The organism is Citrobacter sp. Cpo030 (assembly GCF_030333005.1).
Taxonomy (GTDB): Bacteria; Pseudomonadota; Gammaproteobacteria; order Enterobacterales; family Enterobacteriaceae; genus Citrobacter; species Citrobacter portucalensis.
Window position 1 is genome coordinate 79,913 of sequence record NZ_JAOWGT010000067.1, and the last position, 14,011, is coordinate 93,923.

11 protein-coding genes are annotated in these 14,011 nt (G+C 51.4%); 7 read left to right on the forward strand and 4 right to left on the reverse strand.

Features of this window, described 5'->3' with window-relative positions:
- Window positions 1–3: 3 nt before the first annotated feature.
- The 6 genes from sdhB to OGY37_RS13395 all read left to right on the forward strand — a co-directional run bounded on the left by sdhB (window position 4) and on the right by OGY37_RS13395 (window position 8,356).
- Window positions 4–720: a succinate dehydrogenase iron-sulfur subunit SdhB gene (gene sdhB, locus OGY37_RS13370; protein ID WP_003022921.1), complete on the forward strand. Its 717-nt coding sequence runs from the start codon at window positions 4–6 to the stop codon at window positions 718–720.
- Between the two features lie 265 nt (window positions 721–985).
- A complete protein-coding gene (gene sucA / locus OGY37_RS13375) occupies window positions 986–3,787 on the forward strand; it encodes a 2-oxoglutarate dehydrogenase E1 component (protein ID WP_003831411.1) in 2,802 nt (933 codons plus the stop codon).
- A gap of 14 nt (window positions 3,788–3,801) precedes the next feature.
- Window positions 3,802–5,025: a 2-oxoglutarate dehydrogenase complex dihydrolipoyllysine-residue succinyltransferase gene (gene odhB / locus OGY37_RS13380; protein WP_003022925.1), complete on the forward strand. Its 1,224-nt coding sequence runs from the start codon at window positions 3,802–3,804 to the stop codon at window positions 5,023–5,025.
- A gap of 90 nt (window positions 5,026–5,115) precedes the next feature.
- Window positions 5,116–6,282, forward strand: a complete 1,167-nt coding sequence (gene sucC / locus OGY37_RS13385; protein WP_003022927.1) for an ADP-forming succinate--CoA ligase subunit beta — start codon at window positions 5,116–5,118, stop codon at window positions 6,280–6,282.
- Complete coding sequence (sucD, locus tag OGY37_RS13390) at window positions 6,282–7,151, forward strand: succinate--CoA ligase subunit alpha (protein WP_003022929.1); 870 nt, start codon at window positions 6,282–6,284, stop codon at window positions 7,149–7,151. The genes sucC and sucD overlap by 1 nt, the downstream gene beginning before the upstream one ends.
- Before the next feature lie 311 nt (window positions 7,152–7,462).
- On the forward strand, window positions 7,463–8,356 hold the full coding sequence (locus tag OGY37_RS13395; protein ID WP_286620990.1) for a PocR ligand-binding domain-containing protein: 894 nt from the start codon (window positions 7,463–7,465) through the stop codon (window positions 8,354–8,356).
- On the opposite strand, the gene cobA is transcribed toward OGY37_RS13395, so the two are convergent.
- Window positions 8,335–9,123, reverse strand: a complete 789-nt coding sequence (gene cobA / locus OGY37_RS13400; RefSeq protein WP_003831416.1) for a uroporphyrinogen-III C-methyltransferase — start codon at window positions 9,121–9,123, stop codon at window positions 8,335–8,337. The genes OGY37_RS13395 and cobA overlap by 22 nt on opposite strands.
- A 405-nt stretch (window positions 9,124–9,528) precedes the next feature.
- Here cobA and OGY37_RS13405 point away from each other — a divergent pair, with 405 nt between their 5' ends.
- Entirely contained in the window at window positions 9,529–10,431 is a 903-nt protein-coding gene (locus tag OGY37_RS13405; protein ID WP_003022936.1) for a LysR substrate-binding domain-containing protein, read from the forward strand.
- Window positions 10,432–10,513: 82 nt separating this feature from the next.
- Here OGY37_RS13405 and cobO read toward each other — a convergent pair whose 3' ends face one another.
- The 3 genes from cobO to glsA form a co-directional block, all read right to left on the reverse strand.
- Window positions 10,514–11,116, reverse strand: coding sequence for a cob(I)yrinic acid a,c-diamide adenosyltransferase (cobO, locus tag OGY37_RS13410; protein ID WP_063940686.1), 603 nt, complete (start codon window positions 11,114–11,116; stop codon window positions 10,514–10,516).
- Between the two features lie 9 nt (window positions 11,117–11,125).
- Window positions 11,126–12,778, reverse strand: coding sequence for a class I fumarate hydratase (locus OGY37_RS13415; protein WP_003831421.1), 1,653 nt, complete (start codon window positions 12,776–12,778; stop codon window positions 11,126–11,128).
- 91 nt (window positions 12,779–12,869) lie between these two features.
- Window positions 12,870–13,871, reverse strand: a complete 1,002-nt coding sequence (gene glsA / locus OGY37_RS13420; protein ID WP_063940684.1) for a glutaminase A — start codon at window positions 13,869–13,871, stop codon at window positions 12,870–12,872.
- Window positions 13,872–14,011 lie beyond the last annotated feature (140 nt).

Genomic DNA, 14,011 nt, shown 5'->3' on the forward strand with positions numbered 1-14,011 from the left:
ACAATGAAACTCGAGTTTTCAGTTTATCGCTATAACCCGGATGTTGACGACGCTCCGCGCATGCAGGATTACACCCTGGAGGCGGAAGAAGGGCGTGACATGATGCTGCTGGATGCCTTGATGCAGCTGAAAGAAAAAGATCCGTCGCTGTCGTTTCGTCGCTCCTGCCGTGAAGGGGTTTGTGGCTCCGACGGTCTGAATATGAACGGCAAAAATGGACTGGCCTGTATCACTCCTATTTCTGCGCTGAATCAGCCGGGCAAAAAAATTGTCATTCGCCCGCTGCCGGGTTTACCGGTTGTGCGCGATTTGGTGGTAGACATGGGGCAATTCTACGCACAGTATGAGAAGATTAAGCCTTACTTGTTGAATAATGGGAAAAATCCGCCGGCTCGTGAGCATTTACAAATGCCAGAGCAGCGTGAGAAGCTCGATGGGCTGTATGAATGTATTTTGTGTGCATGCTGCTCAACGTCCTGCCCATCATTCTGGTGGAACCCGGACAAGTTTATTGGCCCGGCAGGCCTGCTGGCAGCGTATCGCTTCTTAATTGATAGCCGCGATACCGAGACCGACAGCCGCCTGGAAGGTTTAAGTGACGCTTTCAGCGTATTCCGCTGCCATAGCATCATGAACTGCGTCAGCGTATGTCCGAAAGGACTGAACCCGACGCGTGCCATCGGCCATATTAAGTCGATGCTGCTCAAACGTAGTGCGTAAGTTGTTGTAGTGGTTGCCGGATGGCGACGTAGCGTCTTATCCGGCCTACGGGTTATGTACCTTGTAGGCCTGATAAGTGAAGCGCCATCAGGCAATATAAGTGCAGGAAACCTCTAAAAACTGCCACATTATTAGACAGTTTTTAAAGGTTCCTTAGCGGACGCAGAAAACACGACAGTCCGCAACAAGTGAACCCCGGCACGCACATCGGTGTGCGTGGTAGTATCCACGGCGAAGTAAGCATACAAATGCTTAAGGGATCACGATGCAGAACAGCGCTTTGAAAGCCTGGTTGGACTCTTCTTACCTCTCTGGTTCAAACCAGAGCTGGATAGAACAGCTCTATGAAGACTTCTTAACCGACCCTGACTCGGTAGATGCTAACTGGCGTTCGACGTTCCAGCAGTTACCTGGTACCGGAGTCAAACCGGATCAACTCCACTCAAAAACACGTGATTATTTCCGTCGACAGGCGTTGATTACCCCACGTTACTCTTCTTCTATTTCCGACCCTGATGCCAATGTGAAGCAGGTTAAAGTCCTGCAGCTCATTAACGCCTATCGTTTCCGCGGTCATCAGCATGCGAATCTCGATCCGCTGGGACTGTGGCAACAAGAAAATGTGGCCGATCTGGACCCGTCTTTCCACGATCTGACCGATGCGGATTTCCAGGAAAGCTTTAACGTAGGTTCTTTTGCCGGCGGCAAAGACACCATGAAGCTGAGCGACCTGGTTGTCGCGCTGAAACAAACCTACTGCGGCCCAATTGGCGCCGAGTATATGCACATCACCAGCACCGAAGAAAAACGCTGGCTTCAACAGCGTATCGAGTCTGGACGTGCCGCGTTCAGTAGTGAAGAGAAGAAACGCTTCCTCAGCGAACTGACCGCAGCGGAAGGTCTGGAACGCTACCTGGGCGCTAAGTTCCCGGGCGCAAAACGCTTCTCGCTGGAAGGCGGTGATGCGTTAATCCCAATGCTCAAAGAGATGATCCGCCACGCCGGTAACAGCGGTACCCGTGAAGTGGTACTGGGCATGGCGCACCGTGGTCGTCTGAACGTTCTGGTTAACGTACTGGGCAAACGCCCGCAGGAACTTTTCGACGAATTTGCGGGCAAACATAAAGAACACCTCGGCACCGGTGACGTGAAGTACCATATGGGCTTCTCGTCTGATATCGAAACCGAAGGCGGCCTGGTACACCTGGCGCTGGCGTTTAACCCGTCGCACCTGGAAATCGTTAGCCCGGTAGTTATCGGTTCCGTACGTGCACGTCTGGATCGTCTGGACGAGCCGAGCAGCAATAAAGTCCTGCCAATCACCATTCACGGTGATGCGGCAGTTACCGGGCAGGGCGTGGTTCAGGAAACCCTGAACATGTCGAAAGCGCGTGGTTACGAAGTGGGCGGTACCGTTCGCATCGTTATCAACAACCAGGTGGGCTTCACTACGTCTAACCCGCTGGATGCGCGTTCTACACCGTACTGTACCGACATCGGTAAGATGGTTCAGGCGCCGATTTTCCACGTGAACGCGGATGACCCGGAAGCGGTCGCTTTCGTGACCCGCCTGGCGCTGGATTTCCGTAATACCTTTAAACGCGATGTCTTCATCGATCTGGTGTGCTACCGCCGTCACGGCCACAACGAAGCCGACGAGCCGAGCGCAACCCAGCCGCTGATGTATCAGAAAATCAAAAAGCATCCGACCCCGCGCAAAATCTACGCTGATAAGCTGGAAGCGGACAAGGTCGCCACGCTGGAAGATGCGACTGAAATGGTCAATCTGTACCGTGACGCGCTGGATGCTGGCGAATGCGTAGTGAAAGAGTGGCGTCCAATGAACATGCACTCCTTCACCTGGTCGCCGTACCTCAACCACGAGTGGGATGAAAACTACCCGAACAAAGTTGAGATGAAGCGTCTGCAGGAGCTGGCAAAACGCATCAGCACTGTACCTGAAGCGGTTGAAATGCAGTCGCGTGTTGCCAAGATTTACGGCGACCGTCAGGCCATGGCCGCAGGCGAGAAGCTGTTTGACTGGGGTGGTGCAGAGAATCTGGCTTACGCCACGCTGGTTGACGAAGGCATTCCGGTCCGTCTGTCTGGTGAAGACTCCGGTCGCGGAACCTTCTTCCACCGTCACGCGGTAATTCATAACCAGGCCAACGGTTCAACCTACACTCCGCTGCAGCATGTGCATAACGGACAAGGCACCTTCCGCGTATGGGACTCCGTACTGTCTGAAGAAGCCGTGCTGGCGTTCGAGTACGGTTATGCCACAGCAGAACCGCGCACGCTAACCATCTGGGAAGCACAGTTCGGCGACTTCGCCAACGGTGCGCAGGTCGTTATCGACCAGTTCATCTCTTCCGGTGAGCAGAAATGGGGCCGTATGTGCGGTCTGGTTATGCTGCTGCCGCACGGCTATGAAGGTCAGGGTCCGGAGCACTCCTCCGCGCGTCTGGAACGTTATCTGCAACTTTGCGCTGAGCAAAACATGCAGGTTTGCGTCCCGTCTACCCCGGCGCAGGTTTACCACATGCTGCGTCGTCAGGCGCTGCGAGGTATGCGTCGTCCGCTGGTGGTGATGTCACCGAAGTCGCTGCTGCGTCATCCGCTGGCGGTGTCTACGCTGGACGAACTGGCAAATGGTACTTTCCTGCCAGCCATTGGCGAAGTAGATGAACTTGATCCTAAAGGCGTGAAGCGTGTCGTGATGTGTTCTGGTAAGGTTTATTACGACCTGCTGGAGCAACGCCGCAAGAACGACCAAAAAGATGTCGCCATTGTGCGCATCGAACAGCTCTATCCGTTCCCGCATAAAGCGGTGCAGGAAGCGCTGAAACCATTTGCTCACGTACATGATTTTGTCTGGTGCCAGGAAGAGCCGCTCAACCAGGGCGCATGGTACTGCAGCCAGCATCATTTCCGTGAAGTAATTCCATTTGGGTCAGCTCTGCGTTATGCAGGTCGCCCGGCCTCTGCCTCTCCGGCAGTAGGGTATATGTCCGTTCACCAGAAGCAGCAACAAGATCTGGTAAATGACGCGCTGAACGTCGATTAAATAAAGGATAAATAATGAGTAGCGTAGATATTCTTGTTCCCGACCTGCCTGAATCCGTAGCGGATGCAACGGTTGCAACCTGGCACAAAAAACCGGGCGATGCAGTACGTCGTGATGAAGTACTGGTAGAAATCGAAACTGACAAAGTGGTACTGGAAGTACCGGCATCAGCGGACGGTATTCTTGATGCGGTTCTGGAAGATGAAGGGACAACCGTCACTTCTCGCCAGATCCTCGGTCGCCTGCGTGAAGGCAATAGCACCGGTAAAGAAACCAGTGCTAAGTCTGAAGAGAAAGATTCTACTCCGGCACAGCGCCAGCAGGCGTCTCTTGCTGAGCAGAACAACGATGCCCTGAGCCCGGCGATCCGTCGCCTGCTGGGTGAGCATAACCTCGAAGCCAGCGCTATCAACGGCACCGGTGTCGGCGGTCGTATCACCCGTGAAGATGTTGAAAAACATCTGGCGAAAGCGCCGGCTGCGAAAGCCGAAGCAAAAGCGCCGGCAGCAGCACCTGCACCACAGGCTCAACTGGGCGCACGTGGCGAAAAACGTGTTCCGATGACCCGTCTGCGCAAACGCGTAGCAGAGCGTCTGCTGGAAGCGAAAAATTCTACCGCCATGCTGACCACGTTCAACGAAGTCAACATGAAGCCAATCATGGACCTGCGTAAGCAATACGGTGATGCGTTCGAGAAACGCCACGGTATCCGTCTGGGCTTTATGTCTTTCTACGTGAAAGCGGTTGTTGAAGCGCTGAAACGCTATCCGGAAGTGAACGCGTCCATCGACGGCGATGACGTGGTTTACCACAACTACTTTGATGTCAGCATGGCGGTCTCCACGCCGCGTGGCCTGGTCACGCCGGTCCTGCGTGATGTGGATCTGCTGGGTATGGCTGACATTGAGAAGAATATTAAAGAACTGGCAGTTAAAGGTCGCGACGGCAAGTTGACGGTCGAAGATCTGACGGGTGGTAACTTCACCATCACTAACGGTGGTGTGTTCGGTTCCTTGATGTCTACGCCGATCATCAACCCACCGCAGAGCGCCATCCTGGGTATGCATGCCATCAAAGATCGTCCGATGGCGGTAGACGGCAAGGTTGAAATCCTGCCGATGATGTATCTGGCGCTGTCTTATGACCACCGTCTGATCGATGGTCGTGAGTCAGTAGGCTTCCTGGTAACCATTAAAGAGTTGCTGGAAGATCCAACGCGTCTGCTGCTGGACGTGTAGTTAATAAGAGTATCACCTGCCCCGTAGGTCTGGACGCTTATCAGACCTACGGGTAAAAGATAACGATTACCTGAAGGATGGACAGAACACATGAACTTACATGAATATCAGGCAAAACAACTTTTTGCCCGCTATGGCTTACCGGCACCGGTGGGTTATGCCTGTACTACTCCGCGTGAAGCCGAAGAAGCTGCATCTAAAATCGGTGCTGGCCCGTGGGTAGTGAAATGTCAGGTTCACGCTGGTGGCCGTGGTAAAGCGGGCGGTGTGAAGGTGGTAAACAGCAAAGAAGACATTCGCGCTTTTGCTGAACACTGGCTGGGTAAACGTCTGGTCACTTACCAGACAGACGCTCATGGCCAACCGGTAAATCAGATTCTGGTTGAAGCCGCGACCGACATTGGTAAAGAACTTTACCTCGGCGCAGTTGTTGACCGTAGCTCCCGTCGCGTGGTCTTCATGGCCTCTACCGAAGGCGGCGTGGAAATCGAAAAAGTGGCGGAAGAAACCCCGCATCTGATCCACAAAGTGGCGCTCGATCCGCTGGCAGGCCCGATGCCTTACCAGGGGCGTGAGCTGGCGTTCAAACTGGGTCTGGAAGGTAAACAGGTTCAGCAGTTCACCAAGATCTTCATGGGTCTGGCGACTATCTTCCTGGAGCGCGATCTGGCGCTGATCGAAATCAACCCGCTAGTTGTGACCAAGCAGGGTGACCTGATCTGCCTCGACGGCAAACTGGGCGCTGACGGCAACGCACTGTTCCGCCAGGCTGACCTGCGCGAAATGCGCGACCAGTCTCAGGAAGATCCGCGTGAAGCGCAGGCTGCACAGTGGGAACTGAACTACGTTGCGCTGGACGGCAACATCGGTTGTATGGTTAACGGTGCGGGCCTGGCAATGGGCACCATGGACATCGTTAAGCTGCACGGCGGCGAACCGGCTAACTTCCTCGACGTTGGCGGCGGTGCGACCAAAGAGCGTGTAACCGAAGCGTTCAAAATTATCCTCTCTGATGACAATGTTAAAGCCGTACTGGTTAACATCTTCGGCGGTATCGTACGTTGCGACCTGATCGCTGACGGTATCATCGGCGCGGTAGCAGAAGTAGGCGTAAACGTTCCGGTCGTGGTACGTCTGGAAGGTAACAACGCTGAACTCGGCGCGAAAAAACTGGCTGATAGCGGCCTGAATATTATTGCAGCGAAAAGTCTGACGGATGCAGCTCAGCAGGTTGTTGCCGCAGTGGAGGGGAAATAATGTCAGTTTTAATTAATAAAGATACCAAGGTTATCTGCCAGGGCTTCACCGGTAGCCAGGGGACATTCCACTCTGAACAAGCGATCGCTTACGGTACGCAAATGGTCGGTGGCGTTACGCCGGGCAAAGGCGGCACCACGCATCTGGGTCTGCCAGTGTTCAACACCGTACGTGAAGCAGTAGAAGCGACCGGCGCAACCGCCACCGTTATCTACGTTCCGGCGCCATTCTGCAAAGACTCCATCCTGGAAGCAATTGATGCAGGCATCAAGCTTATCATCACCATCACCGAAGGTATCCCAACGCTGGATATGCTGACCGTGAAAGTGAAGCTGGATGAAGCTGGCGTACGCATGATCGGCCCGAACTGCCCAGGCGTTATCACTCCGGGTGAATGTAAAATCGGTATCATGCCGGGCCACATTCACAAGCCGGGTAAAGTGGGTATCGTTTCCCGTTCAGGTACCCTGACCTATGAAGCGGTTAAGCAGACTACCGACTATGGTTTCGGCCAGTCTACCTGTGTAGGCATCGGTGGTGACCCGATCCCAGGCTCTAACTTCATCGACATCCTGAAGCTGTTCCAGGAAGATCCGCAGACTGAAGCGATCGTCATGATCGGTGAGATCGGCGGTAGCGCGGAAGAAGAAGCGGCTGCTTACATCAAAGATCATGTAACCAAGCCGGTTGTAGGTTACATCGCGGGTGTGACTGCGCCGAAAGGTAAGCGTATGGGTCACGCGGGTGCGATCATCGCGGGTGGTAAAGGTACAGCGGATGAGAAATTCGCTGCGCTGGAAGCTGCAGGCGTGAAAACTGTTCGTAGCCTGGCCGATATCGGCGAAGCGCTGAAAACCGTTATTAAGTAAGAAATAAAAAAACAGCCCTGACTCTCTGCATAGTCAAGGGCTGGTCCCGTTTCGACATGGTTGGCCATCTGATGATGGCCTTTTTTATGTCTGCAATTCATCTTTTGTCTGTGCGTTATTTTTATAACCTGCTTAAAGCTATACGATTTTTCTTCTGTAGCTAATAACCATCATGGCATTCAATATTTATCTTGCAATTTGATCATAATCATCTGCATAAATGAGATTATTTTTTGCGGTGAGCATCATTCTTTCTCCTGATGAAATTCTGCATATTACCGGCTTTAATTTCATTAATGCCGGAGGATACCGTGTCGTTGAAAATCCAGGATGATTACCTACAACGTTTTTTCTCGATAGCAAAAGTATTCTCCAGTGCGACTGGATTAGCCACTGTTGTGGTTGATGTTAGCGGAAAAACTCTCTCGGATTGCCATAACTTTAATTCGTTCTGCACATTAATGCGGGCGGATGAACGCTATTGTGTGAGTTGCCAAAAGTGCGACAAGTATTGTGCTTTTGAAGGATTAAAACACCTTAAACCCAGAATACTCAGCTGTCACGCAGGGCTAAGTCTGTTTTCTATGCCATTAATTCGCGAGGGGCATCTGTACGGTTTTATGCTCTGTGGGCAGGTGCGGGCAAAATATCAGGAATATAAAACTATCGTTATTGATAATGAATGCTCATGGATGGATGAACCAAAAATAAAAGCTGAATGGAGTCAGGTAGCGGTAGTAGATAATAATGCGCTGGTGGCATCAGCTAATTTATTAAGTTTTATTGTTGATAATTTCGAGACAGAACAGCAGCAATCGGATGAGTTTGTTATTCCGCCGGCCAGTTACACGCGTCATTATTTTACAGAACCTTCCCGACACGAAAAAAAGCTTCTGGCAGCGTTGCGTTATATTGATGAGAATTTATATAGTGAATTATCTCTGGAATCCGTAGCGGCTCATGTCTGCTTAAGCGCAAACTATTTCAGCCGTTTTTTTAAGAAACGGCAGGGCGTTAACTTTAAAACCTGGGTGAATCAGAAAAAAATGCAAAAAGCGGGGGAGTTATTGCACGATCCCATTCATTCAATAGACAGCATTGCCCGGAAACTCCAATACGCACAAACCAGTTACTTTTGCCGCGTTTTCCGGGCGGCGCATCAAACGTCGCCCCAGTCTTTTCGTCATGCCAGACTGTCGCAGTAAAGGTTTTCTGGCAGCGTGATGGCTTCAGGGATAAAAGAGAGCCGATCGCTTAGGGTTACCACATCACCAATCACTATCAGCGCAGGGGGGAGGATGTTAGCTTCCTGCGCCTTGCTCAGTAGTGAACCGAGCGTACAGGTCAGTCGGCGTTGGTTATCCCGGGTGGCGGACATAATTAGCGCTGCAGGTGTATCTGCCGATTTTCCACCCATCAATAATTCCTCACAGATAAACGCCAGATTGGCGATACCCATGACGATAACCAGCGTACCATTCAGTTTGGCCAGCTGACGCCAGTCCTGCTGTTGGTTGCCCTCCCGCGTATGACCGGTTACCACGTGAAATCCCGAGGCGAAATCGCGGTGTGTTACCGGAATCCCGGCATAGGTCAGGCCACCAATAGTTGAGCTGATACCCGGCACCACTTCAAACGGGATTCCCGTCTCGACGAGATCCTCGACTTCTTCAGCCCCACGTCCAAAAACATACGGATCGCCGCCTTTCAGACGCACAATATTATTGTGCGTTTGGGCATACTGGACAAGCAGTGCATTGATTTCATCCTGCGGTACACAATGGAAGCCTGGGTTTTTGCCGACATTGATAAGCAGACAATCAGGTAATGCCCATTCCAAAATTTTCGGATTGACTAGCCGATCGTAAATAATGACATCAGCCTGTTTAATGCACATCATTGCTTTGAGGGTAAGTAATGAAATATCACCGGGACCTGCCCCAACGAGCCAGACCTTTCCGAAAGTTTTCACATTGTGTCCTTTATCACATCATTCAAAAAAAGGCAGAAACTACATCAAGGAATGATAAAAAGCAGTCGTTTGCCCGTAAGTTATAACGTGAAATTATCCAAAATTATCGCACTGATAATATTGATTAATCTCGCAAAGTTTTTTCTGCAATAAACAAGATAACTTGAAAAATTATTAAGAACTTATTGGCACTATTTGCTTGGATTTAACCTTATTTAAATTGTGTTTATTGTTGCCCTTGAGTATTATCGGTTAATATTTATCCGCCATCAGTGTGAGCAAATCATGGATTGGATCAATGACATTAATGGATGAAATAAAATATAACTCTCGGTGCTTATCTGGGTATCTTGAATTATTTTTTATAAATTAAACTATTTTTGCACGCTGCATATGGAAGAGGTTATGAGAGGAAAAATACCTAAGACGGAGTTGCTGGTAACTTTTGAAGTTGTTGCGCGTCACGAAAGTTATACCCGGGCAGCTGAAGAGCTGGCTTTAACACAAAGTGCTGTTTTCCGCCAGGTAAATGCACTGGAGGATTTTCTCAATACCGCGCTATTTAATCATGCCAAAAAACGCATTTTTTTAAATGCGGCTGGCAAACACTATTTAAGTATCGTTAAAGAAACGTTAAATAAACTTGAACGAGATACGACGACGATAATGACCTGGCAACCGACGGTACAGGTTATTGAGCTGGCGGTGAATCCGACGTTCAGCACGCACTGGCTGATCCCAAACCTGCGTGAATTTAACAAACTTAATCCTGATATTATCGTGAACATTCATTCCCTGGCGAATATTGGTGATTTTCTCAATCGAGAGTATGACGCGGCAATTATGCGTGAAGACTTTTATTCGCCATGGTCAGGGGTTGAGTACCTGTTTGAAGAGGAAATTCTGCCGGTATGCAGCCGCTGTTTGCTGGCCGAACCGGAACGAAAACTGGCGGTGAACGAATTACTAAACGAATTTCCGCTCTTGCACCAAAGTACGCGCATCAAAGGGTGGCAGGAGTGGTTTGCGCTGTCAGATGTCAGCAGTCCGCTGGTGAATAAAGGTCCGAGATTTGATTTGTTATCGATGCTGATCGCGGCGGTCCGTTCTAATCTGGGCGTTGCGCTGCTCCCGCGTTTTGCCATTCAGCACGATCTGGACAGTGGTGATATGGTCATTCCTTGCGATGTTCCAATGCGTACCGGGAATCGATTTATTATGACGTGGCGTGAAGAGAAATCGGAATCCGAGCATTTACAGATTTTCCGTAACTGGTTGCTCAGTAAGTCCGTGGTATCGGCTGCCTGAGGGTGGCTTGCGCCTTATCAGGCCTACAACGATGGGTAGGCCGGATAAGACGCGTTAGCATCGTTATCCGGCAAAAGAACGGCTACCAATCGATCCCAACCTGTGCCTGAATACCGCGGTCAAACGCGTGTTTGACCGGGCGGATTTCACTGACCGTATCGGCCAGTTCCAGTAACAGCGTATGGCATCCGCGCCCTGTGACGATAACGCTCTGACCGGCAGGGCGATTTTCGATGGCGCTGATAACCTCTTGCGTATCCAGATAGTGGTAAGCCAGCATGTAGGTGAGTTCATCTAGCACCACTAGATCGTAATGCGCATCAGCCAGCATGCGCTTACTCTCCTGCCACACAACCGTTGCCGCCTCGATATCTGCTTGCCGATTTTGGGTTTCCCAGGTAAATCCGGTGCCCATAATATGGAACTCGACGCCGAGCGGTTGCAGTGTGTTGTACTCGCCATTATCCCACTGACCTTTAATAAACTGCGCGATGCCAACGGTTTTTCCGTGACCCACTGCGCGCGTTGCCGTGCCAAAGGCTGCGGTGGATTTTCCTTTTCCGTTGCCGGTGAAGACAATCAGGATCCCTTTCTTCTCCGTTGCAGCCGCTACGCGGGTATCAACCTGCTCTTTCAGCTTCTGCTGACGCTGACGGTGTCTGTCGTTATTGGCGCGCGCTTCCATGGAAACTCCTTAATGCCCTGCCGGACAAGTTGCGCAGCGATGCTGCTGCTCGAACTGGCTAAAGAAGTTATTGCCTTTGTCATCCACTAATACGAAGGCCGGCATATTTTTAACTTCCATCATCCATACGGCTTCCATTCCCAGTTCGGGATATTCAAGGCACTGTAGGCTTTTCACGTACTGCTGCGCCAGCAGGGCTGCGGCACCGCCAATGCTGCCGAGGCTAAATCCACCGTGTTTGTGACAGGCATCAGTGACCTGCTGGCTGCGGTTACCTTTGGTGAGCATAATGAGGCTGCCGCCTTGTGCCTGGAAAGCATCGACATACCCATCCATGCGCCCGCCGGTGGTGGGCCCCATCGAGCCACAGGCCTGATTTTCCGGGGTTTTGGCGGGACCAGCGTAGTAAACGATATGCTTTTTCATGTATTCCGGCATAGGTTCGCCGTTATCCAGTCGCGCTTTGATGTTCGCGTGGGCGATATCGCGAGCGACAACAATCGGGCCGCTTAACGACAGGCGTGTACCAATGGGCAGAGCGGAAAGGTCATGCAGGATGTCACGCAGCGGACGGTTCAGATCCAGTTGTACGGTCTGAGCGCCGTTTTCTACCCGGTGAGAATCGGGGATAAATTTGCCCGGATTATGCTCGAGTTTTTCCAGCCAGATACCGTGTTTATTAATTTTGGCCTTAATGTTGCGGTCGGCAGAGCAGGAGAGGGCCATCGCGATTGGGCAGGAGCCGCCGTGGCGCGGTAAGCGAATTACGCGGATATCGTGGGCAAAGTATTTGCCGCCAAACTGCGCCCCGATGCCAAACTCGCGGCTGGCATTGAGCAACTCGGCTTCCAGCGCCGTATCACGGAACGCCTGGCCCAGCTCGTTCCCGCTGGTGGGTAGATTATCGTAATATTTGGTTGAAGCCAGTTTGGCGACTTTCAGCGCCTGGTCGGCGGATAAGCCCCCAACCACAAAAGCGATGTGATACGGCGGACAAGCGGCTGTACCCAGTGATTTCATTTTTTCGATCAGGAACGCAGTGAGTTTTTCCGGCTGTAGAATGGATTTGGTTTCCTGGTACAGTGCCGCTTTGTTAGCTGAGCCGCCACCTTTATTGACGAACAGGAAACGGTATTCGTTACCTGGGGTGGCGCTAATATCGATTTGTGCGGGCAGGTTGGTCTGGGTATTGACCTCGGTATACATATCCAGCGGGGCATTTTGCGAGTAACGCAGGTTGTTTTCGGTAAAGGTGGAATACACGCCTTTGCTTAATGCTTCTGCGTCATCGCCGCCGGTCCAGACATGTTGTCCTTTGCTGGCCACAATGGTTGCCGTCCCGGTATCCTGGCAGTTGGGCAGTACGCCTTTAGCTGAAACCTCTGCATTGCGCAGCAGCTGCAATGCGACGTACTTATCGTTACTGCTGGCCTGTGGGTCGTGCAAAATGCTGGCAATCTGTTTTAAATGTCCGGCGCGCAGGAAAAATGAAGCCTCATAAAACGCCTGCTGTGCTAACAAGGTTAACGCTTCCGGTGCAACCTTGATCACTTCCTCTCCGTCTAACTCCGTTACCGTAACGTGCTGGTTACTCAGTAATTCATACTCGGTACTATCTTTACTCTGAACAAAGAGTTCCTGCCAGACAAATGGTTTAGACATAGTACTTCTCACCTTTTCATTTTGCCGGATGACGGCGTAAATAAATGCGCTAATCGTAGGCCGGATAAGCGAAGCGCCATCCGGCGTAAAGTTATTTGGCTAAAAAGACATTGGCTTTTGTCGCTTCGGCGACATATTCGATAGTTTGCTGGGCTCGAACGCTGTTACCGGCTGCATCCAGCGGCGGAGAATAGACCGCAATCGCATATTCGCCAGGGACAACGGCAACCATGCCGCCGCCGACGCCGCTTTTCGCCGGGATGCCAACGGTGTACAGCCATTTACCGCTACCGTCGTAAAGCCCGGCGATTGCCATTTCTGCCAGCACCTGCGGAACATATTTCTCGTTCAGCAACTGTTTACCGTTGAACGGAGATTTGCCTTTGTTCGCGAGTACGGCACCCATTTTGGCCAGTTGCTCAACGGTGATATCCACCGAGCACTGGCGGGTATAAATTTCGACGGCTTCGTCAGTGTTGCCATAGAAGCTGTTATAGGATTCCATCAGCTTGGCCAGCGCCTGATTGTGCTGGTTGGTTTCCATTTCAGATTTGAAAACCGGTTCGTTCACGGTGAGAGTGGCATCGGCCCAGACGTTCAGGTTGTCGAGAATTTTGTTCCAACGATCGGTTTTGTCTTTGGCTTCGATCAGGCTAACGGTGCTCATGGCCCCGGCGTTTACCAGCGGGTTTTCAGGCGCGCCTTTGGTCAGTTCAACGGCTAAACCTGAGTTGAATGGCATACCGGTGGCATTGGCGCCAAGTTTATCCAGCACTACCTGAGGACCGTGCTGCTCCATGGCGAGCGCCATGGTGAACACTTTACTCAGGGATTCCATTGGGAAAGGTTTGTTAACATCGCCAACCTGGTAGATCTTGCCGTCCACCGTCGCAATGGTGATGGCAAAATTTTTCGGGCTATAGGTCGCCAGAGCAGGGATGTAGTCGGCGACTTTTCCATCGTTGTTACTTTTGTACTTCTGATGAGCCTGTTCTATCAGCTTGGCGTAGTCGGGCGTGGTTTGCGCGAATGTGGTTGCGCTAAACAAGACGCTGAAAGAAAAGAGACTCACGCCGAGAATTGTTTTATTCATTATGCATTCCTGTTGGTGTTGTTGGGAAAACTATCCTGTAGGCCGGATAAGGCGTTAACGCCGCCATCCGGCGTTAACACGGTATAATTGCCGGATGGCAACGCTGACGCGTTTTATCCGGCCTACGATTAGTCGTTCTT